Here is a 21099-nt window from a genome sequence, read left to right as displayed (position 1 = left end):
GGGGAAGGGGCATGCCCTACGCGACGGCCGACGACGGCGTGAGGCTCTGGTACGAGACGGCCGGCAGCGGCTCGCCGGTGGTCTTCGTCCACGAGTTCGGCGGCAACCATCTGAGCTGGGAGCCGCAGATGACGGCCTTCGCGCGCCGCCATCTCTGCATCACCTTCGCGGCGCGCGGCTATCCGCCCTCGGAGGTGCCCGCGGACATCGGCGCCTACGGCCAGGCGCGCGCCGCCGACGACGTCGTCGCGGTGCTCGACGCCCTGGGCCTGGAGAAGGCCCACCTGGTCGGCCTGTCGATGGGCGGCTTCGCGACGCTGCACGTCGGCCTGCGCCATCCGGAGCGGGTGCTCTCGATCGTCTCGGCCGGCACCGGCTACGGCGCCGAGAAGCACCTGGAGGACTATTTCCGCAGCGTCAGCGAGGCGGTCGCCGAGGGCTTCGAGAGCCTCGGCTCGCGCGAGTTCGCCAAGACCTACAGCCTGGGTCCGAGCCGCGTGCAGTTCCAGAACAAGGATCCGATCGGCTGGCAGGCCTTCGCCGAGCGCCTGGCGACCCACGACGCGCGGGGGGCGGCCAACACCATGCGCGGCGTGCAGGCGCGCCGGCCCTCGCTCTACGACCTGGAGGAGGGCCTCAAGGCCTGCGACCTGCCGGTGCTGGTGATGACCGGCGACGAGGACGACCACTGCCTGCAGCCCGGCCTGTTCCTGAAGCGCACCTTGCCGCGCTGCGGCCTCGCGGTGCTGCCGAAGTCGGGCCACACCCTCAACCTGGAGGAGCCGGCGCTGTTCAACCGCCTGGTCGGCGACTTCATCGCCCAGGTCGAGGCCGGGCGGTGGGAGCGGCGCGACCCGCGGGCCGATCCGAAGACGGTGATGCCGACCGTCGACCTGGGCAGGCGATGACCGGGGAGGGGGCCGGCAGCGCGGCCGGGCTGCGCGCGGCCGGGGCGATCGACGGCGGTCGTCTCTGGCGGCGCCTGGAGGCACTCGGCCGTTTCGGCGCGACCGCGACCGGCGGCGTCTGCCGCCTCGCCCTCTCCGAGGCGGAGATCGCGGCGCGCCGGCAGCTCGTCGGCTGGGCCCGCGACGGCGGGCTGGAGGCTTCGGCCGACGCCGCCGGCAACCTGTTCCTCGAGCTGCCGGGCGAGGCGCCGGAGCTGGCGCCGGTGCTGACCGGGTCGCACATCGACTCCCAGCCCTCGGGCGGCCGCTTCGACGGCGCCTACGGCGTGCTCGCCGGCCTGGAGGCGCTGATCGCCCTCAAGGAGGCCGGGATCCGGCCGCCGCGCCCGCTGGTCGTCGCCGCCTGGATGAACGAGGAGGCCGCGCGCTTCGCGCCCGGCATGATGGGCTCCAAGGCCTTCTGCGGCGAGTGGCCGCTCGAGCAGCTGCGCGCCGTCGCCGACGCCGAGGGCGTCACGGTCGGCACGGCGCTGGACGCCGTCCGCGCGGCCGAGGCCGGGTTGCCGGAGCGGCCGCTCGGCTTCCCGCTCGCCGCTTTCGTCGAGGCGCACATCGAGCAGGCGCCGCTGCTCGACCGGGCCGGGGTGCCGATCGGCGTGGTCACCGGCATCCAGGGCACCAGGCGCTACCGGGTGACCGTGACCGGCGTCGCCGGCCATGCCGGGACCGTGCCGCAGGCCGAGCGGCAGGACGCCATGATGGCGGCGGCGCGCATGATCGCCGCGCTCGACCGCCTGGCCCCGGAGGTGCCGGGGCTGATGCTGACGGTCGGCCTGCTGCGCCTGCAGCCGAACGCGCCCTCGGTGATCCCGCGCGAGGCCTACTTCAGCATCGACATCCGCCATCTCGACGACGCCGGGCTGGCCACGGCCGACGCGCGGATCCGGGCGATCGTCGAGGCCGGGGCGGCACCCTGCTCGGTCCGGCTGGAGCAGATCGCCGAGGCCGCGAACCTGACCTTCCCCGAGGCGATGCAGCGGCGCATCGCCGCCGCCGCAGCGGCCCTCGGCCTGCCCGCCCGGCACCTGCCCTCGGCGGCCGGCCACGACGCCCGGCACCTCAACGGCGTCTGCCCGACCGGCATGATCTTCATTCCCTGCCGGGACGGCATCAGCCACGACGAGCGCGAGTGGTGCCGGCCCGAGGACGTCGCCGCCGGTGCCAGGGTGCTGGCGCACGTCCTGCTCGATCTCGCCTGCAACCCGCCGCCGCCGCCTTCTCGCGTCGGCTGACCCGAGGAGGAAGAGGATGTCCGAGGCCGCCGTTCCCCTTGTCGATCTGAGCGAATCCCGGGAGGGGCCGGGGCGTGCCGTGGCGGCCGAGGCGATCCGCCGGGCCTGCGAGACCATCGGCTTCTTCGCGGTCACCGGGCACGGCGTGCCGCAGGACGTGATCGCGGCGGCGCGACGCGAGGCGCTCGCCTTCTTCGCCCGGCCGCGCGAGGTCAAGATGCAGACGCCCCAGCCGCCCGAGCGGATCAGCCGCGGCTACAGCTGGCTCGGTAGCCGCGGCCTCGCCTTCTCGCTCGGCAACCGGACGCCGCCCGACCTGCAGGAGAGCTTCGCGATGGGCCCGGTCGAGCCGGCGCCGGCCGCGCTCGACGGCACCGAGGACGCCCGCGCCTTCTTCGCGCCCAACGTCTGGCCGGCCGTCCAGCCGGGCCTGCAGCCCGCCTTCGAGGCCTACTACCGGGCGATGGCCGAGCTCTCCGCGCACGTCCTGCAGCTCTTCGCGACGGCCCTCGGCCTGCCGCGGGACCACTTCGACGCCGAGATCGACCACCACACCAGCACGATGCGGGCGATCCTCTATCCGCCGCCGCCGGAGACGGTCGAGGAGGGCCAGCTGCGCGCCGGCGAGCACACCGACTACGGCACCCTGACCATCGTGCGCGGCGACGACGTGCCCGGCGGCCTGCAGGTGCGCACGCGGGCCGGGGCCTGGATCGACGTGCACCCGCCGGCCGAGGGCTTCGTCTGCAACATCGGCGACCTGATGATGCGCTGGAGCAACGACCACTGGCTGTCGAACCTGCACCGGGTCGCGCTGCCGCCGGCCGAGGCCGGGAACCGCGCCCGCCTGACCTTCGCCTTCTTCCACAATCCCAACGCCGACGCCCTGATCGAGCCGATCCGCGGCTTCTACCGGGAGGGCGAAGCGGCGAAATACCCGCCGGCGCGCTTCGGCGACCTGTTCCTGCGCAAGCACCTGAGCGCGCAGACCATGAAGGCGGCCCAGGGCGCCGGCGCCTGAGCCGCGGGCCCCGCGCAGCGGCGAATCGCGTGTGGCCAGAGGCCGGGCGGCTGGCTATCCTGCCGGCCTCTTCCGAAAGGCTCCTGCGGGGTTCGAGATGGCGACGAAGAAGGCTGAGCGGAACGCGGCGGACGAGGTGATCACCGGCGAGGTCCGGATCCTCGACCCGATCACCGAGAAGCCCGAGGCGATGGCCGCCGCCGGGACGGTCAAGACCTACGTGATCGCCTCGATGAGCGTCGGCACCCTGCCGCTGCCGCTGTTCGACACCGCCGCGCTCTTCGCGCTGCACATGCGCATGGTCCAGCAGCTGGCCCACCGCTACGGCCACCGCTATTCCGAGCATGCCGCGCGGGCCACCATCCTGTCGCTGCTCGGCGGCGGACTCTCGGTAGGCCTCGGCATCGGCGCCGCGAGCCTGCTGAAGGCCGTGCCGGGCATCGGCTGGGCGCTCGGCGGCCTCGGCCTGCCGACCCTCGCGGGGGCGACGACCTACGCCATCGGTCAGACCTACATCAAGCACTTCGAGGAGGGCGGCACGCTGCTCGATCTCGACGCCGAGACGCTGCGTGGCTTCTTCAACGCCCAGTTCCGCAGGGGCCGCGCCTTCGCCACCTCGACGGCCGCCGCCTGAGCCTTCCGGTCCCCTCCGGGCGGTCGCCGGCCGGCCACGGCTGAACGCCGACCCGCGAAGGCCGGCGCCGCCTGACCTGGATCAAGCAGCCGGCGCGCCGCCTTGGCTAGACTGTGTGCCGGTGGACCGGGCGCGGGAGCGGCGGATGCGGATCTTCGCCAATCGGACGGCAGCGGGACGGGAGCTGGCGGAGCGCCTGCTGGAGAAGCGCTACGCCGATCCCGTGGTGCTGGCGCTGCCGCGCGGCGGCCTGCCGGTCGCGGCCGAGGTCGCCCGGGCGCTCGAAGCGCCGCTCGACCTGGTGCTGGTCCGCAAGATCGGCCTGCCGTCCCAGCCCGAGCTGGCGGTCGGCGCGGTCGTCGACGGCGATCGCCCCGAGCTGGTCGTCAACGAGGCGCTGCGTTCCGTCGTCGAGGCCGACCCCGAAGCCTTCGCCGCGCTCGAGGCGCACGAGCTGCGCGAGATCGAGCGGCGGCGCGAGCGCTATCTCAAGGACCGTCCGCGGGCGCGCGTCGCCGGCGCCACGGCGATCGTCATCGACGACGGCCTGGCGACCGGCGCCACGGCCCGGGCCGCGCTCAAGGCGCTGCGCCGCCAGGGACCGGCGAAGCTGGTGCTGGCCGTGCCGGTGGCGCCGCCCGACACCCTGGCGGCGCTCGCCGCCGAGGTCGACGAGGTCGTCTGCCTGGAGACCTCGGCGAGCTTCTTCGCGATCGGCCAGTTCTACGACGACTTCGGGCAGCTCGACGACGCCGAGGTGGTGCGCATCCTCGATTCCTTCGCCCCGCCGACGGCGGGCGGAGGGCCGGCGTGACGGGCGAGGTACCCCCGTCCGCCGGCTGCGAGGCGGCAGCGCTCGCCTACCTGGCGCGCGGCTGGTCGGTGCTGCCGCTGCGTCCGGCGGACAAGCGGCCGCTGGTCGCCTGGGAGCCGCTGCAGCATGAGCGGCCCGACGCCGAGACGCTGCGCGCCTGGTTCGCGCGCTGGCCGGCGGCCAACGTCGGCATCGTCACCGGGGCGCTGTCGGGCCTGGTCGTGCTCGACGTCGACCCGCACCACGGCGGCGCGGACTCCCTGGCGGCGCTGGAGCGGGCCCACGGCCCCCTGCCGGCGACGGTCGAGGCCGAGACCGGCGGGGGCGGGCGCCATCTCTACTTCCGCCATCCCGGCGGCCTGGTGCGCAATCGGGCGGGCCTCAGGCAGGGCATCGACCTGCGCGGCGACGGCGGCTACGTCGTGGCGCCGCCCTCGCGCCATCCGAGCGGCGGCCTCTACCGCTGGCGGCCCGGCGGCTCGCCCGACGCGCTGCCGCCGGCGCACCTGCCGCTCTGGCTGCTCGGGCAAGGCGGCGGCCGGCTCGGCCGCAGCCTCGCCGACTGGCGCGAGCTGGTCCGCGCCGGCGTGCCCGAGGGGCAGCGCAACGACAGCCTCGCCTCGCTGGCCGGCCATCTGCTGTGGCACGGCGTCGATCCGGATGTCACCCTGGAGCTGCTGCTCGCCTGGAACCGCCAGCGCTGCCGGCCGCCGCTCGACGACGCCGAGGTCGCGCAGGTCACGCGCAACATCGTGCGCCTGCACGAGCGCGAGGACGGCCCGCCGGGATCGGCTGCCGGATAGGGAGGCCCGATGAAGCTCTTCGCGCTCGATGCCAGCCGCGCTTTCGGCGAAGCCGTCGCCGACGCCCTCGGCCTGCCGCTCGCCGCCCAGGAGGAGCGCGCCTTCGAGGACGGCGAGCACAAGGTGCGGCCGCTCGAGGGCGTGCGCGGCGCCGACGTCTACGTCGTCCAGGGCCTGCACGGCGGGCCCGATCAGAGCGTCCACGACAAGCTCTGCCGCCTGCTGTTCTTCCTGGCATGCCTGCGCGACCAGGGGGCCGCGCGCCTGACCGCGGTCGTGCCCTATCTCGCCTACGGCCGCAAGGACCGCCGGACCAAGCCGCGCGACCCGGTGACGACGCGCTACGTCGCCCAGCTGTTCGAGGCGGTCGGCCTCGACCGCGTCGTCACGCTGGAGGTCCACAACGTCGTCGCCTTCGAGAACGCCTTCCGCTGCGAGACGGTGCATCTCGACACCCGGCCGATCTTCGCGCCGCTCGCCCGCGCCCTGGCGGCCGGCGGCGGCGAGATCGTCGTCGCCTCGCCCGACCCCGGCGGCGTCAAGCGCGCCCAGCTGTTCCGCGAGTACCTCGAGGCCGACCTCGGCCGGCCGCTCGACGGCGCCTTCCTGGAGAAGCGCCGTTCGGCCGGCGTGGTCAGCGGCGAGCGGGTCGTCGGCGAGGTCGAGGGGCGCACGGTGCTGGTGATCGACGACCTGATCAGCACCGGCGGCACCATGGCCCGCGCCGCCAGGGCCTGCCGTGCGCTCGGCGCCCGCGAGGTGCACGCCCTGGCCGCCCATGGCCTCTTCGTCGGCGAGGCGGCGAAGGCCCTGGCGGAGCCGGACCTCGGCCGCACCGTCGTGACCGACAGCGTGCCGCCCTTCCGGCTGCCGCCGGCCCTGCTGGCGGAGCGCGTCCAGGTGGTCGCCGCGGCGCCGCTGTTCGCGGCGGCGCTGCGCCGCCTGCACGAGGGCGGCTCGATCAGCGAGCTGATGGCGCCGCCGGACTGAGCAGAGCGGCCTCGGCGATGTCCAGGTAGCGGCGCGCCAGCGGCTGCCACTTGGCCGGCTCGCGCGGCTCGGGCTCGAGCAGGTGGACCAGGGTCAGGCGCGCGCGCACCAGGGCCCGGAAGGCGAGGTAGAAGGCGGTCAGGCCGGCCGGCGGGCGGCCGCCGATGCGCGCGACGACCGCCTCGACCAGCAGCGGGCCGATCCAGCCGGCGTCGAGCCGCCGGCACTCCAGCTCGAGGAAGGCCAGCTCGTCGTAGGGATCGACCAGGCGCAGCGAGCGGTTGAACTCCAGGCAGTCGATGATGACGGGCGGGTCGGTCAGGCAGATGTGCTCGGGCCGGAGGTCGCCGTGGCCCTCCAGGATCATGCCCGCCTCGACCCGCGCGGCGATCGTTCCGGACTGGGCCTCCAGCGCCGCCTCGACGGCGTCGAGCAGGCGCTCGTCGCGGCCGTGGTCGAGCATGAAGTCGCGGGCGGTCAGGATCGCCCGGTTGACCGCCTGCTGCCGGCGCAGCTCGGCGAGATGGACGCGCGCCGACAGCCTCGGCCGCTCGGCGCCCGCGTAGAAGTCGGCGAGGCGCCGGCCGACCGCCTCGATCTGCGCCTTCGTGATGCGGCCCTCGACGATCGCCGCCTCCAGCATCTCCGACTCCGGCAAGCGGCGCATCTCGACCAGCCAGTCGACGATCTCGCCGGCCGGCCCGGTGCCGCCGTCGCCGGCCAGCCCGCCGTCGATCGCCAGCTGGCCGTCGGCGGAGCGCGTCAGGGTCCGCAGGCCGAGATAGACGTCCGGCGCCAGCCGGCGGTTGAGCCGCAGCTCGGCGCGGCAGCTCTCCTCGCGCGCCGCCAGGGTCGAGAAGTCGAGATAGGGATAGCGCACCGGCTTCTTGAGCTTGAGCACCCGTCCGGCGCCGAGGAAGACCCAGGACATGTGGGTCTCGCGCACCTCGCCGTCCGGCTCGCCGGCCACCATGCCGCGCAGGAAGGCGACCTTCTCGGCGAGCGGCACCGCCGGATCGGGGCGCGGCGCGGGCAGGCCGCGGCCGGGCCGCGGATTGATCTCGGTCAGAGCCTTGCCGGGCGACTGGGTCACAATGGCCATCGTTCGATCGCAGGAAGGGGGCGGCCATGAGCATAGCGCAGACGCTGCGCCTCGGCGAAAGGGGCTCCGAGGGTTTTCTCGCCCTGCCCGCGCCGGCGAGCGGCCTCGTCGTCTTCGCCCACGGCTCCGGCTCGAGCCGCTTCAGCCCGCGCAACGGCTACGTGGCCGAGCGGCTCAACGAGGTCGGGCTGGCGACGCTGCTGTTCGACCTGCTGAGCGAGGAGGAGGCGGCCGACCGGCGCAAGGTCTTCGACATCCCGCTGCTCGGCAGCCGCGTCGCCGAGGCCGTCGAGGCGCTCGCCGCAGAGGATGTCCTGGCCGGCCTGCCGCTCGGCCTGTTCGGCGCCAGCACCGGTGCCGGCGCGGCGCTGGTCGCCGCCGCGGCCCTGCCGGAGCGCGTCGCCGCGGTGGTCTCGCGCGGCGGCCGGCCCGACCTCGCCGGCGCAGCGCTGTCGCGCGTGCGCTGCCCGACCCTGCTGGTCGTCGGCGGCGACGACACCGCCGTCATCGAGCTCAACCGCGAGGCGATGGGCTGGATGACCTGCAAGGCGCGCCTGGCGATCGTGCCGGGCGCGACGCACCTGTTCGAGGAGCCGGGCACGCTCGACCAGGTCGTCGAACTCGCGGCCGACTGGTTCCGGTGCCACTTCGCGGCGCGGCCCTGAGCGCCCCGCTCACTGCCTGCCGAAGCCGTCGACCTCGGCCGCGAGCGCCCGCAGGCCGTCGGTGACGGCGACCTCGTAGGGGGGCGCCTCCGCGAGCCGGGTCAGCGGCTCGGGCAGGCGGGCGAGCTGCTCGGCGGCGTGGGCGCGCGCCTTGGCCAGGCTGGGCAGCGGCGCGACCGGGCGGCCGGCGCGCAGCACCGGGCGCAGCAGCGGCGCGTCCCAGCCGGGTCCGGCGGGCGCCGGCTCGTCGGCGCGGGCCAGCAGGTCGCCGATCGGCCGGCCCTCGGCGTCGCGGCGCCGGTGGACCTGGGTCGGTCCGGGCCAGTAGGCCTTGCCCTCGGAGCGCTTGCGGCGCGCCCGGCCGGCATAGGCCTTGAGCTTGTAGGCGCAGTCGAGCGCCGGCAGGTCCTCCGAGGTGACCAGGCTGGTGCCGATGCCGAAGAGGTCGATGGGCGCGCCCGCCCGGGTCAGGGCCGCCAGCTCCGCCTCGTCCAGGCCGCCGCTCGCGACGATCTTCGTCTCCGTCAGGCCGGCGTCGTCGAGGATTCGGCGCACCTTGCGGGCGTGCGCGCCGAGGTCGCCGCTGTCGAGCCGCACGCCGCGCACCGCGATGCCCTCGGCGGCGAGCCGCGGCGCGATCTCGGTGACGGTCCGGGCGGCGCGCTCGGTGTCGTAGGTGTCGAGCAGGAAGACGGTCTGGTCGGGCCGGGCGCGGGCGAAGGCGAGGAAGGCTTCGGCCTCGCTGTCGAAGGCCTGGACGAAGGAGTGCGCCATGGTGCCGACGAGCGGGATGCCGAAGGCCTGCTCGGCCGGCACGCTGGCGGTGCCGGCGAAGCCGGCCAGCCAGGCCGCGCGCGCCGCCAGCAGGCCCGCCTCGCCGCTGTGCGCCCGGCGCAGGCCGAAGTCGACCAGGCCCTTGCCGGGGGCCGACAGCACCATGCGCGCCGCCTTGGTCGCGACCAGCGTCTGGTACTGCAGGAAGTTGATCAGCCGCGTCTCGACGAGCTGCGCCTCCAGGATCGGCGCGGTCACCCGGACCAGCGGCTCGTCGGCGAAGACCGGCGTGCCCTCTGGCAGGGCGTCGAGGTCGCCGGTGAAGCGGAAGCCGGCGAGGTAGTCGAGCAGCCGGCCGGTGAAGCGGCCGGAGCGCCCGAGCCAGTCGAGCTCGGCCGCGTCGACCCTGGCTTCGGTCAGGAAGCCGACGACCTGCTCCAGCCCGGCCGCCAGCAGGAAGCCGCGCCGCGCCGGCAAGCGGCGCACGAAGAACTCGAAGACCGCCGTTCCCGTCGTCCCGGCCGCCAGGTAGGCCTCCAGCATGTTGAGCTGGTAGAGGTCGGTCAGCAGCAGGCTGCGGCCGTAGTCGATCTCCGGGAAGGGGCTGGCCGGCATGATCGCGGTCAGGCGGCGAGGTCCGCCACGGCGAGGGAGCCTGCGCCGACCGCCTGCATCGCCCGGCGCGCCTCGGCGAGCGAGCCGGCGAGATCGATCGCCCGGCAGGCTTCCTCGATCACGTAGGCCTCGAAGCCCTCGTGCCGGGCGTCCTCGACCGACCAGCGCACGCAGAAGTCGGTCGCGAGGCCGGCGAAGAACAGCCGCCGGAAGCCGCGCTCGCGCAGGTAGCCGGACAGGCCGGTCGGGGTCCTGCGATCGTTCTCGTAGAAGGCCGAGTAGGAGTCGATGCCGGGGTGGTAGCCCTTGCGCAGGATCAGCTCGGCGCGGTCCAGCCGGAAGTCACGGTGGAACGCGGCGCCCGGCGTGCCCTGGACGCAGTGGTCGGGCCAGAGGGTCTGCGCGCCGTAGGGCGCCTGGACGGTCTCGAAGGGCGCCCGTCCGGGCTGGGCCGAGGCGAAGGAGAAGTGCCCCGGCGGGTGCCAGTCCTGGGTCGCCACGACATGGGCGAAGCGCGGCAGCAGGCCGTTGACCAGCGGCACGACCGCGTCGCCCCCGGGCACCGCCAGCGCGCCGCCGGGCATGAAGTCGACCTGCAGGTCGACGACCACGAAGCAGTCGTTCTCGTTCGGTCTGATGGCCGCCATGCCGGGCCTCCCTGCCTGCCGCCTTCGTCATCGGAGGCCGGCGAGGCCAGCGTCAAGGACTTTCGCCACCGAGGCGGGTTCGAAGTCGGCCTCGGCTTCGCGCCAACGCCCGTCCGCTGCATGCCGGCCTTGCCGTGCGTGCAGCTTGACCGGCGATTTGTTCCAAACTAGAGTATATCTTGTTCCGTATCGTGGAACAGTAGTCGAATCCGAGCCCGAGTCAATACGGGACGGACGGGAGCACGTCGGAGACCCTGCGGCCGAGCCCGCCGGGCGGCCTGTGCGGCCGCCTGCCTGCCCGCCGCCCAGCTCGGCACCTTCCTTCCGATCCGACCGACTCGAGCCGGCTTCCTTCGAGGCGCCGCCCGTTCCGGCGCCGGCCAGGGCAGAGGAGACAGAGCAGGTGCCTCCGGCTGACACGCCACCGGTTTCCAACCTAGACGTCGAGCGCTACCGCGCCGGCTTCCGGCAGATGTGCCGGATCCGCGCCTTCGAAGAGCAGGCCATCGCCGCCGCCCAGGAGAAGCTGGTGCTCGGCGCGATCCATCCCTCGATCGGCCAGGAGGCCGTGGCGGTCGGCGTCTGCGGCAATCTGCGCAAGAGCGACATCATCCTCTCGACCCACCGCGGCCACGGCCACACCATGGCCAAGGGCGCCGAGGCGCTGCCGATGATGCGCGAGCTGTTCGGGCGCGACGGCGGCTACTGCCAGGGTAAGGGCGGCTCGATGCACATCGCCGACTTCTCGGTCGGCATGCTCGGCGCCAACGGCGTGGTCGGCGCCAACATCAACATCGCCGCCGGTGCCGCCCACGCGATCCGGCTGAAGGGCGAGGACGGCGTCGTGGTCTGCTTCTTCGGCGACGGCGCGATCAACCGCGGGCCGTTCCTCGAGGGCCTGAACTGGGCCGGCGTGTTCCAGTTGCCGATCCTCTTCGTCTGCGAAGACAACGGCTTCGCCGCGACGACCCGGACATCGGCCATGACCTCGGGCGCCGGGCCGGCGGCCCGCGCCGAGGCGATCGGCATCCCGGCCAGCACGGTCGAGGGCAACGACCTGCAGGCGGTCGACGAGGCGGCCCGCGAGCTGGTCGACCTGGTGCGCGGCGGCGGCCCGCGCTTCCTGGTCGCGCGCACCTACCGCCTGACCGGCCACACCAGCAGCGACGCCGCCGGCTACCGGCCGCAGGCCGAGGTCCAGGAGCGCTGGCTGAACGACCCCATCGAGAACTGCCGCAAGCTGCTCGAGGCGGCCGGCGTGCCCGCCGCCGAGCTGGCGGCGATCCGCGAGGCCGCCGAGGCCGAGATGCGCGCGGCCAAGGACGAGGCCGCTGCCACCGGCTGGCCGGCCGTCGAGCTCGCCTATGCCGACGTCCAGGACGTCGGCGATCCGCGCACGAGGGCCTTCTGATGCCGCGTCTCAGCTACCTGGAAGCCGGCAAGCTGGCGCTCGCCGAGGAGATGCGCCGCGATCCCCTGGTCTGGGCGGTCGGCGAGGACTTGGGCCGCGGCGGCGTGTTCGGCCAGTACAGGGGCCTGGCCGAGGAGTTCGGCCCGGCGCGCATCTCCGACGCGCCGATCTCCGAGTCCTGCATCATGGGGGCCGCGGTCGGCGCCGCCATGATGGGCACCCGCCCGGTCGTCGAGATGCGCTTCTCCGACTTCGCGCTCTGCGCGGTCGACGAGCTGGTCAACCAGGCCGCCAAGGCGCGCTACATGTTCGGCGGCCAGAGCCACGTGCCGCTGGTCGTGCGCGAGCCGATCGGCATCTGGCGCTCCTCGGCCGCCCAGCACTCGCAGTCGCTCGAGGCCTGGTACGCGCACATCCCCGGCCTGGTCGTGGTCGTGCCCTCGACCCCGGCCGACAACCGGGCGCTGCTCAAGGCGGCGATCCGCTGCGACGACCCGGTCGTCTACATGGAGCACAAGAACCTCTGGGCCCTCGAGGGCGAGGTGCCCGAGGCCGCGGAGCCCGGCGAGCTCGGCAAGGCGCGCGTCGTCCGCGCAGGCGGCGACGTCACCATCGTCTCCTGGTCGGCCGCGGTGCACACCTGCGCCGCGGCGGCGGAGAGCCTGGCCGGCGCGGGCATCGAGGCCGAGGTCCTCGACCTGCGCACGCTCTGGCCCTGGGACCGCGAGGCGGTGCTGGCCAGCGTCGAGCGCAGCGGCCGGCTGCTGGTCGTCCAGGAGGCCGTCTCGGTCGCCGGCTTCGGCGCCGAGATCGCGGCCAGCGTCGCCGAGGCGCTGCACGGCGCCCTGAAGGCGCCGGTCCGCCGGCTCGGCGCGCCGCGCATCCCGATCAGCTACGCGCCACCGCTCGAGGACAAGGTCCGGGTCACCGAGGCGATGGTCGTGGAGGCCGTGCGCAGCATGACCGCTGCCGCGGCGTGAGAGAGAAGAAACCGGAGGGAGGAAGAACCATGCGTTTGACCAAGATCGCTCTGGCCGCCGGCCTCGCGCTGGCGACCGCGCTGCCGCTGCTCCACCAGGCCGCGGCCGCCGACTACAAGGACGAGTACAAGATCTCGACCGTGGTGCCGGCGCCCTTCCCCTGGGGCATCGCCGCCGACAAGTGGGCCGAGCTGGTCGGCCAGCGCACGAACGGCCGCATCAAGATGAAGGTCTATCCCGGCAGCCAGCTGGTCTCCGGCGACCAGACCAAGGAATTCACCGCGATGCGCCGCGGCATCATCGACATGGCGGTCGGCTCGACGATCAACTGGTCGCCGCAGGTCAAGGAGCTGAACCTCTTCTCGCTGCCCTTCCTGATGCCCGACTACAAGGCGATCGACGCCCTGACCCACGGGCCGGTCGGCGACAAGCTGTTCCAGATCCTGCGCGACAAGGGCGTGGTGCCGCTGGCCTGGGGCGAGAACGGCTTCCGCGAGGTCTCCAACTCGCGCCATCCGATCCGCAAGCCGGCCGACCTGGAAGGCCTGAAGATGCGCGTCGTCGGCTCGCCGCTGTTCAACGACACCTTCACCGCGCTCGGCGCCAATCCGACCCAGATGAGCTGGGCCGACGCCAAGCCGGCCCTGACGACCGGCGCGGTCGACGGCCAGGAGAACCCGGTCAGCGTCTTCACGATCGCCAAGATCTATGCGGTCGGGCAGACCAACCTGACGCTCTGGCACTACGTCGCCGACCCGCTGATCTTCGCGGTCAACAAGGAGGTCTTCGAGTCCTTCACGCCGGAGGACCAGAAGATCGTCCGCGAGGCCGCGGTCGAGGCCGGCGCGCTCTGCGTCGAGCTGGCGCGCAAGGGCCTGACCGACGGCGACACCTCGGCGATCGAGGAGGTCCGCAAGCTGGGCGTCGACGTCGTCGAGCTGACTCCGGCGGAGCACCAGGCCTTCGTCGATGCGACCCGCGGCGTCTACAAGGACTGGACCCAGAAGATCGGTCCGGACCTGGTCAAGATGGCCGAGGACTCCATCGCCAAGCGCTGAGGGGAGCAGGGGCGGCGTCCCGCGCCGCCCCCTCCTGCCACAGGCACCCGGAGCCAGAGCCATGTCCGAGTCCGTCGATCCGGAAATCGGGGCGCCGCGCGAGACGCCGCCGCACGTGCGCGTGCCGATCGGCATCGAGCGCGCGCTCGGCGCCGTGGCGATGGCCCTGATCTGCCTGATCTCCTTCGGCAACGTCGTGGTCCGCTACACGACGGACGTGTCCTTCGCCTTCACCGAGGAGTTCTCGGTCTTCCTGCTGGTCTTCATGACCTTCGTCGGCGCCTCGCTGGCCTTCGCGACCAACGAGAACATCCGCATCGCCTTCCTGCGCGACCGCTTCGGGCCGCGCGGCCGGATGGTCTGCGACGTCGTCGCGGCGCTGGCCTGCCTGCTGATGTTCGGCCTGGTCGTCTGGTACGGCGGCCAGCTGACCCTGGACGAGTACCGCTTCGACGAGACCTCGCCCGGCCTCGGTTACCCGAACTGGATCTACACCATCTGGCTGCCGCTGCTGTCGATCGCGATCCTGCTGCGTGTTTTCGGCCGCCTGCTCGCGACCCTGCGCGGCAGCTACGGGGGCCGCGGCTGATGGCGACGCTGCTGCTGATCGGGGTCTTCGTCGCGCTGCTGCTGATCGGCGCGCCGATCGCCGTCTCGCTCGGCCTGGCCGGCGCCGCGGCCGTCGCGGTCGGCCTCGACCTCAACTCCGTCGGCATGATCGGCACCAACGCCTACGCCTCGATCGCCAAGTACCCGCTGATCGCGATCCCGCTGTTCGTGCTGACCGGCATGGTCTTCGACCGCTCGGGCGTCGCCGGCCGCCTGGTCGTCTTCGCCCAGGCGATCGTCGGGCCCCGGCGCGGCGGCCTGGCCGTCGTCGCGACCCTGGTCTGCATGCTGATGGGCGGCATGTCGGGCTCCGGCCCGGCCGACGCCGCCGCCGTCGCGACGATCATGATCCCCTCGATGATGCGCGCCGGTTATCCGCGCGAGTTCTCGGCCAGCGTGATCGCCGCCTCGGCCTCGACGGCGATCCTGATCCCGCCCTCGATCGCGCTGATCGTCTACTCGATCCTGGTGCCCGGCACCGACCTGCGCGCGCTCTTCGCCGCCGGCGTGCTGCCCGGCGTGCTGGCCGGCGTCGCGATCATCCTGCCGACGCTGCTGCTCAGCCGCCGCCACGACTTCGGTGCCGCCGAGGAGCAGCAGCGGCCGGCCTTCTGGCCGAGCCTGCGCGACGCGGTGCCCGGCCTGCTGGCGCCGGTGATCATCCTCGGCGGCCTGCGCTCCGGCCTGTTCACCCCGACCGAGGCGGCCTCGGTGGCCGTCGCCTACGGCTTCCTGGTCGGCCTGCTGGTCTATCGCAACATGGGTTGGGCCGACGTCTGGAAGGTGCTCGCCGACAGCGCCGAGACCTCGGCCGTGATCATGGTGATCATCTCGCTGGCCGGGCTCTTCGCCTGGGCCGGCTCGACCCTCGGCGCCTTCGACCAGGCGGCCCAGGCGATCCTCGCGGTCAGCGGCAGCGGCCTGGTCGTGCTGATCCTCGTGATGATCCTGCTGCTGTTCGCCGGCATGGTGCTGGACGGCGTGTCGATCTACCTGATCACCCTGCCGCTGCTGGTGCCGATCGCCGCCGCCTTCCACTGGAACCTGACCTGGTTCGGCGTGCTGATGGCGATGAACATCGCGATCGGCCAGTTCACGCCGCCGGTCGCGGTCAACCTGATGGTCACGGCGCGCATCTCGCGCGTGCCGATGGAGGCGACCGTGCCCTGGGTGCTGTGGCTGGTCCTGTCGATGGCGACGGCGATGCTGCTGGTCATCCTGTTCCCCGAGATCGCCCTATGGCTGCCCCGGCTGCTCGGCTACCGCGTCTGAGTGCCCGACCTCGTGTCCCTCGCGACTTTCGAAAGATCTGTCAGGAGAAAAGACCCTTGACCTCGAACGAAATGACCGGCGGCGAAGCCGTCGCCCGCATGCTCCAGGCCTACGAGGTCGGGCCGATGTTCGGCATGGGCGGCTTCCAGCTGCTGCCGTTCTACGACGCGGCGCGCCGGCTCGGCCTGAACCACAACCTGATCAACGACGAGCGCTGCGCGGTCTTCATCGCCGACGCCTATGCCAAGGTCAGCGGCCGCGTCGGCGTCTGCGACGCGACCCTCGGGCCGGGGGCCACCAACCTGGTGACCGGCCTGGTCGAGGCGCTCAACGCCGGCTCGCCGCTGGTCGTCTTCGTCGGCGACACCCACCGCGCGCACTCCTGGAAGAACATGACCCAGGAGACCCGGCAGGCCGAGATCCTGCGACCGGCCTGCAAGGAGCTGATCCGCATCGAGATGATCGAGCGGATCCCCGAGCTGGTGCGCCGCGCCTTCGCCGTCGCGACCGCGGGCCGGCCGGGGCCGGTCGTGGTCGACATTCCCGAGGACGTCTGCCACGCGACCCATCCCTTCGAGGTCACTGAGTTCGAGGCCGACCCGGCGCTGGCCGCGGCGCCGGCGCTGCGCTGTCGGCCGGCGGCCGAGGACCTGGCCCGGGCGGCCGAGATGCTGGCCGCGGCCGAGCGGCCGCTGATGCTCTGCGGCGGCGGCGTGCACCTGAGCGGCGCGACCGCGGCCGTCGAGGCCCTGGCCGCGGCGATCAACCTGCCGGTCGCCCACACCATGACCGGCAAGGGCGCGATCGCCTGCAGCAGCCCGCTCAGCGCCGGCCTGTTCGGCCGCTACGACCGCATCGCCAACAAGCTGATCGAGGAGTCCGACTGCCTGCTGGTCGTCGGCTGCAAGCTCGGCGAGATCGCGACCAAGCGCTACAGCGTGCCGGCCGCCGGCAAGACCGTGATCCATCTCGACAGCGTCGCCGAGGAGTTCGGCCGCACCTTCCAGCCGGCGCTGCGCCTCTGGGGCGACGCGCGGGAGGGCCTGGCCGACCTGGCGGCGGCGCTGGCCGGGCGCGCCGGGGCGATCCGCGCGCGCCGGCAGGGCTACGTCGACGACGTCGCCGGCCGCATGGCCGCCTGGCGCAGGTCGGTCGAGCCCCGGCTGACCTCGGGCGAGCGGCCGATCAACATGGCGCGGCTGCTCCACGAGCTGAACCGGATCATGCCGGAGGACGGCATCCTGGTCGCCGACGGCGGCTTCGCGGCGCACTGGGGCGGCCTGCTCTACGACACCAAGAAGGCCGGCCGCGGCTTCGTGCCCGACCGCGGCTTCGCCTCGATCGGCTACGGCCTGCCGGGCGCCATGGGCTGCGCGCTGGCGGCCCCCGGTCGCCCGGTCGTCGGCCTGACCGGCGACGGCGGCTTCAACATGGTGATGGGCGAGCTGGAGACGGCGCGCCGCCTCAAGCTGCCCTTCACCCTGATCGTCGTGAACAACGCCGCCTCGGGCTACGTCAAGGCGCTGCAGCACCTGATCTACGGCGCCGGCAGCTACCAGTCGAGCGACCTGGTCGAGGTGAACTACGCGCGCGTCGCCGAGTCGCTCGGCTGCCGCGGCATCCGGGTCGAGGACCCGGAGCAGCTCGCCGCCGCCCTGGCCGAGGGCCTGAAGGGCGGCGAGGGGCCGACCCTGCTCGACGTCGTGGTGACCCGCGACCCGGCGCAGATGCTGCCGGGCGTCGACAACCGGACCGTCCAGGTCAAGAAGGGCGACCGCGTCGCCTGAGCCGATCCCGAAAATCCCGAGACCCGGAGCAACCGGGCGCTTTCCACAAGGAGGAGTCTAAGAGATGGACCGCAGAACCCTGCTACTCGGCACGCTTGCGCTGCCGCTGACCCTGCCGCTCGCGCGCGCCGTGGTCCGCCCGGCGCGGGCCGAGATCGACGAGATGACCCTGCAGGTCGCCCACATCTACGATCCGGGCAACCTCTGGTACGAGGCGACCCAGCGCTACCTGGACGCGGTGACCAAGGCGACCGGCGGCAAGGTCAAGTTCAACGTCGCGGCGAGCGGCACGACCGGCACCTGGCAGGAGTCGATCGAGGCCCTGCCGCTCGGCACCAACGACATCGTCATCCAGTCGGTCGGCACGCTCGACCGCTACGACCCGCTGCCCGGCATTGAGGCCTTCCCCTACCTGATCCGCGACCTCGACCACTTCAAGAAGGTCTACTACGGCCCGATCGGCGGCGAGCTCTACGGCGACATCGAGAAGAAGACCGGCTTCAAGATCGTCGGCGCCGGCTACCGCGGCGCGCGCAAGCTCTCGGCCAACCGCAAGGTCGTCACGCTCGACGACCTGAAGGGGCTGAAGCTCCGCGTGCCGCCGCTCAAGATGTACAAGCGGACCTGGGAGCTGCTCGGCGCCAGCCCGGTGCCGATGCCCTTCCTGGAGGTCTTCACCGCCCTGCAGCAGGGCGTCATCGACGGCCAGGAGAACCCGCTCGAGGTGATCGAGAGCAAGAAGCTCGACGAGGTGCAGAAGTACGTCATGGCGACCGACCACGTGATCGGCGCGATGACCTTCATCTTCGACTCGAAGCGCTTCGCCTCCTTCCCGCCGGAGCTGCAGAAGATCCTGCAGGAGGAGGGCGAGAAGGCGATGCTCTGGGCGACCGCCGAGATGGTCAAGCAGGAGGATTCCTACCGCCAGAAGCTGAAGGCGCGCGGCATGGAGTTCGTCAAGCCCGACCTGCCGGCCTTCCGCAAGGCCGTCGCGCCGATCAAGGACGAGTTCCCGGAGCTCAAGTCCTGGGTCGAGCGCGTCCAGGCCGCCTAGCAGCCTCCTGCCCCTGACGGATCGGCGCGGCGGCCTGTCGCCGCCGCGCCGGCCCGGGAGACCGAGCCATGGCCTTCTCCCGACTCGCCGATGCGATCGAGCGCCTGCTCGACGCCCTGCTGCTGGCCGCGATCAGCGTCATGGTCGCCGCCATCTGCTGGCAGGTCTTCGGCCGCTACGTGCTGAACCACGCGCCCGGCTGGACCGAGGAGGTGGCGCGCTTCCTGATGGCCTGGATCACCCTGCTCGGCAGCGCCGCGGTATTGCGCCGGCGCGGCCACATCGCCGTCACCGTCGTCGTCGAGCTGCTGCCGCGGCCGGTCGCCGTGGCGGTCGGCCTGGTCCGCGACCTGCTGATCCTGGTCATGGCCGGCGCGCTCGGCTGGTACGGCTACGCCTTCGCGGTGATCGGCGGCCGCCGCGATTCGGCGGCCATGGAGATCCCGATGTTCTACCCCTACCTCGCGATTCCGGCCGGCGCCGTGCTGATCGGCCTGCTGCTGCTGCTCGCCCGGGCCGGGCGCGAGGACCGGACCGAGGCGGGAGGGGCGCTGTCATGACCCTGCTGCTCGGCGCCGTCATCGTCGGCCTGATGCTGATCGGCATGCCGCTCGGCTTCGCCATCATCATCGCCTGCCTGACGGTCATCTGGGCCGGCGGCGGCGTCAACCCGGCGATCGTCGCCCAGCGCCTCTTCGCCGGCCTCGATTCCTTCACGCTGCTGGCCATCCCCTTCTTCCTGCTCGCCGGCGCGCTGATGAGCGAGAGCGGCATGACCCGCCGCCTCGTCGCCTTCGCCAACGCCATCGTCGGGCGCTTCACCGGCGGCCTGGCGATGAGCAACGTCGTCGCCTCGACCTTCTTCTCCGGCATCTCCGGCTCGGCGGTCGCCGACACCTCGGTGATGGGCCGGATCTTCATCCCCGAGATGGAGCGCGAGGGCTACGGCCGCAGCTTCTCGGTGGCGGTGACCGCGGCCGCCTCGGTGGTCGCGCCGATCATCCCGCCCTCGATCGGCTTCATCGTCTATGGCGTGATCACCGACCAGTCGATCGTCCGGCTGTTCGTCGCCGGGCTGGTCCCGGGGGCGATCTATTCGCTGCTCGCCCTGGTCGTCGTCTACCTGACGTCGCGCAAGCGGCGCTACGCGGTCCACGAGCCGGAGCCGCTGTCCGAGGTCGTCAGCCGCGGCATCCAGGCGGGGCCGGCGCTGGTCATGCCCTTCCTGATCCTGGCCGGCATCTTCTCCGGCGTCTTCACGGTCACCGAGTGCTCGGCGATCGCCGTGGTCTACGCCCTGGTGGTCGGCGGCCTGGTCTACCGCGAGCTGACCTTCGGCCGGCTGCTCGCGGCGCTGCGCGAGACGGCCTACACGACGGCGGTCATCATGATCATCGTCGGCGCCGCCAAGCTGTTCGCCTGGCAGCTCGCCTACACCCACATCCCCGACGCGGCGCTGGCCTGGGTCACCTCGGTGGCCCACGGGCCGCTGGTCTTCCTGCTGATGGTCAACGTGCTGCTGCTGCTGGTCGGCACCTTCATGGAGGCCAATGCCGCCATGGTCATGCTGGTGCCGATCCTGCATCCGGCCGGCGTCGCGCTCGGCGTCGACCCGGTGCAGCTCGGCGTCATCGTCGTGGTCAACCTCTGCCTCGGCCTGATCACGCCGCCGATCGGCCTGTGCCTCAACGTCGCCTGCAAGATCGCGGGGCTGCCCCTGGAGCGCAGCCTGCGCGACATCGCCCCCTTCGTGGTCATCGGCATCGCCGTGCTCGCCGCCCTGTCGCTGGCGCCCGCGGTGTCGCTCTGGCTGCCCAAGCTCATCATGAACTGACCGATGGAACCCTGGAGAAGAGAATGGCGGATCGTCTGAAGGACAAGGTGGCGCTGGTGTTCGGCGCCGGCTCGGTCGGCGAGGGCTGGGGCAACGGCAAGGCCGCGGCCGTCGCCTACGCCCGCGAGGGCGCGGCCGTTGCCTGCGTCGACATCGGCCTGCCGGCCGCCGAGACGACGCGCGAGGTCATCCTCGCCGAGGGCGGCCGGGCGATCGCCTGCGCGGCCGACGTGACCAGGCTCGCCGAGATCGAGGCGGCGGTGGCGCAGACCCTCGAAGCCTACGGGCGCATCGACATCCTGCACAACAACGTCGGCATCAACGCGGCCGGCGGCCCGGTCGAGGCCAGCGAGGAGAGCTGGGACCGGGTCATGGCGGTCAACGTCAAGAGCGTGTTCCTGGCCTGCAAGGCGGTGCTGCCGATCATGGAGCGCCAGGGCTCGGGGGCGATCGTCAACATCTCCTCGCTCGCCGCGATCCGCTGGACCGGCTACCCCTACAGCTCCTACTACGCCTCGAAGGCGGCGGTGAACAACTTCACCAAGTCGCTGGCCGTGCAGTACGCCGCCAAGGGCATCCGCGCCAACGCGATCATGCCCGGCGTCATGGACACGCCGCACATCTACCAGCAGATCAGCGGCTACTACAAAAGCGTCGAGGAGATGGTCGCCGCGCGCAACGAGATCCCGCCGATGAAGCGCATGGGCGACGGCTGGGACATCGCCATGGCCTCGGTCTTCCTGGCCTCGGACGAGGCCAAGTACATCACCGGCGTCGAGCTCTGCGTCGACGGCGGCCTGCACTGCTCCGTCGTGCCGACCTGAGGAGG

General features: G+C 72.7%; 21 protein-coding genes. 18 read left to right on the top strand and 3 right to left on the bottom strand.

The genetic code is table 11. The features are described from left to right. Positions 1-11 precede the first annotated feature (11 nt). From B9O00_RS01415 to B9O00_RS01385, 7 genes are all read left to right on the top strand, one after another. Positions 12-908 carry an alpha/beta fold hydrolase gene (locus B9O00_RS01415; protein WP_085120639.1) on the top strand — a complete coding sequence of 299 codons (897 nt, stop codon included), beginning with the start codon at positions 12-14 and terminating at the stop codon, positions 906-908. Beyond that, positions 905-2200, top strand: a complete 1296-nt coding sequence (locus B9O00_RS01410; protein WP_085120638.1) for a M20 family metallo-hydrolase — start codon at positions 905-907, stop codon at positions 2198-2200. The genes B9O00_RS01415 and B9O00_RS01410 overlap by 4 nt, the downstream gene beginning before the upstream one ends. A 16-nt stretch (positions 2201-2216) precedes the next feature. Beyond that, complete coding sequence (locus B9O00_RS01405) at positions 2217-3221, top strand: isopenicillin N synthase family dioxygenase (protein ID WP_085120637.1); 1005 nt, start codon at positions 2217-2219, stop codon at positions 3219-3221. Positions 3222-3318: 97 nt separating this feature from the next. After that, complete coding sequence (locus B9O00_RS01400; protein WP_085120636.1) at positions 3319-3855, top strand: YcjF family protein; 537 nt, start codon at positions 3319-3321, stop codon at positions 3853-3855. 145 nt (positions 3856-4000) lie between these two features. Continuing rightward, positions 4001-4669, top strand: a complete 669-nt coding sequence (locus B9O00_RS01395; protein ID WP_085120635.1) for a phosphoribosyltransferase — start codon at positions 4001-4003, stop codon at positions 4667-4669. Then, on the top strand, positions 4666-5472 hold the full coding sequence (locus B9O00_RS01390) for a bifunctional DNA primase/polymerase (protein ID WP_085120634.1): 807 nt from the start codon (positions 4666-4668) through the stop codon (positions 5470-5472). Before B9O00_RS01395 ends, B9O00_RS01390 begins: the two co-directional genes overlap by 4 nt. A 9-nt stretch (positions 5473-5481) precedes the next feature. Further along, a complete protein-coding gene (locus B9O00_RS01385) occupies positions 5482-6462 on the top strand; it encodes a ribose-phosphate diphosphokinase (protein ID WP_085120633.1) in 981 nt (326 codons plus the stop codon). Here B9O00_RS01385 and B9O00_RS01380 read toward each other — a convergent pair. Further along, positions 6434-7555 (bottom strand): hypothetical protein, encoded by a 1122-nt coding sequence (locus B9O00_RS01380; RefSeq protein WP_200808366.1) that lies wholly within the window; start codon positions 7553-7555, stop codon positions 6434-6436. The genes B9O00_RS01385 and B9O00_RS01380 overlap by 29 nt on opposite strands. A gap of 35 nt (positions 7556-7590) precedes the next feature. On the opposite strand from B9O00_RS01380, the gene B9O00_RS01375 reads away from it, so the two are divergent. Further along, positions 7591-8229, top strand: a complete 639-nt coding sequence (locus B9O00_RS01375; RefSeq protein WP_085120632.1) for a dienelactone hydrolase family protein — start codon at positions 7591-7593, stop codon at positions 8227-8229. 9 nt (positions 8230-8238) lie between these two features. Here B9O00_RS01375 and B9O00_RS01370 read toward each other — a convergent pair whose 3' ends face one another. Together B9O00_RS01370 and pncA are read right to left on the bottom strand one after the other, a co-directional pair. Next, positions 8239-9618, bottom strand: a complete 1380-nt coding sequence (locus B9O00_RS01370) for a nicotinate phosphoribosyltransferase (RefSeq protein WP_085120631.1) — start codon at positions 9616-9618, stop codon at positions 8239-8241. An 8-nt stretch (positions 9619-9626) separates the two neighbouring features. Continuing rightward, complete coding sequence (pncA, locus tag B9O00_RS01365) at positions 9627-10265, bottom strand: bifunctional nicotinamidase/pyrazinamidase (RefSeq protein WP_085120630.1); 639 nt, start codon at positions 10263-10265, stop codon at positions 9627-9629. A gap of 403 nt (positions 10266-10668) precedes the next feature. Here pncA and B9O00_RS01360 point away from each other — a divergent pair, with 403 nt between their 5' ends. The 10 genes from B9O00_RS01360 (at position 10669) to B9O00_RS01315 (ending at position 21094) form a co-directional block, all read left to right on the top strand. Next, complete coding sequence (locus B9O00_RS01360; protein WP_218822760.1) at positions 10669-11676, top strand: thiamine pyrophosphate-dependent dehydrogenase E1 component subunit alpha; 1008 nt, start codon at positions 10669-10671, stop codon at positions 11674-11676. Then, positions 11676-12656, top strand: a complete 981-nt coding sequence (locus B9O00_RS01355) for an alpha-ketoacid dehydrogenase subunit beta (RefSeq protein WP_085120628.1) — start codon at positions 11676-11678, stop codon at positions 12654-12656. Before B9O00_RS01360 ends, B9O00_RS01355 begins: the two co-directional genes overlap by 1 nt. A 29-nt stretch (positions 12657-12685) precedes the next feature. Then, positions 12686-13714 (top strand): DctP family TRAP transporter solute-binding subunit, encoded by a 1029-nt coding sequence (locus tag B9O00_RS01350; RefSeq protein WP_085120627.1) that lies wholly within the window; start codon positions 12686-12688, stop codon positions 13712-13714. Positions 13715-13775: 61 nt separating this feature from the next. Beyond that, positions 13776-14303, top strand: coding sequence for a TRAP transporter small permease (locus B9O00_RS01345; protein WP_085120626.1), 528 nt, complete (start codon positions 13776-13778; stop codon positions 14301-14303). Continuing rightward, positions 14303-15595 carry a TRAP transporter large permease gene (locus B9O00_RS01340; RefSeq protein ID WP_085120625.1) on the top strand — a complete coding sequence of 431 codons (1293 nt, stop codon included), beginning with the start codon at positions 14303-14305 and terminating at the stop codon, positions 15593-15595. The genes B9O00_RS01345 and B9O00_RS01340 overlap by 1 nt, the downstream gene beginning before the upstream one ends. Positions 15596-15651: 56 nt before the next feature. After that, the gene (locus tag B9O00_RS01335; protein WP_218822759.1) at positions 15652-17382 is read left to right on the top strand and encodes a thiamine pyrophosphate-binding protein; all 1731 of its coding nucleotides are present in this window, start codon (positions 15652-15654) and stop codon (positions 17380-17382) included. 64 nt (positions 17383-17446) lie between these two features. Then, the gene (locus B9O00_RS01330; RefSeq protein ID WP_085120623.1) at positions 17447-18436 is read left to right on the top strand and encodes a TRAP transporter substrate-binding protein; all 990 of its coding nucleotides are present in this window, start codon (positions 17447-17449) and stop codon (positions 18434-18436) included. 68 nt (positions 18437-18504) lie between these two features. Further along, complete coding sequence (locus B9O00_RS01325) at positions 18505-18996, top strand: TRAP transporter small permease (protein ID WP_085120622.1); 492 nt, start codon at positions 18505-18507, stop codon at positions 18994-18996. Continuing rightward, positions 18993-20270 (top strand): TRAP transporter large permease, encoded by a 1278-nt coding sequence (locus B9O00_RS01320; protein ID WP_085120621.1) that lies wholly within the window; start codon positions 18993-18995, stop codon positions 20268-20270. The genes B9O00_RS01325 and B9O00_RS01320 overlap by 4 nt, the downstream gene beginning before the upstream one ends. A 23-nt stretch (positions 20271-20293) precedes the next feature. Further along, complete coding sequence (locus tag B9O00_RS01315; protein ID WP_085120620.1) at positions 20294-21094, top strand: SDR family NAD(P)-dependent oxidoreductase; 801 nt, start codon at positions 20294-20296, stop codon at positions 21092-21094. Positions 21095-21099 lie beyond the last annotated feature (5 nt).

Origin of the sequence: Tistlia consotensis USBA 355 (assembly GCF_900177295.1) — a bacterium.
Taxonomy (GTDB): domain Bacteria; phylum Pseudomonadota; class Alphaproteobacteria; order Kiloniellales; family DSM-21159; genus Tistlia; species Tistlia consotensis.
This window is presented reverse-complemented; position numbering and strand designations above follow the sequence as displayed.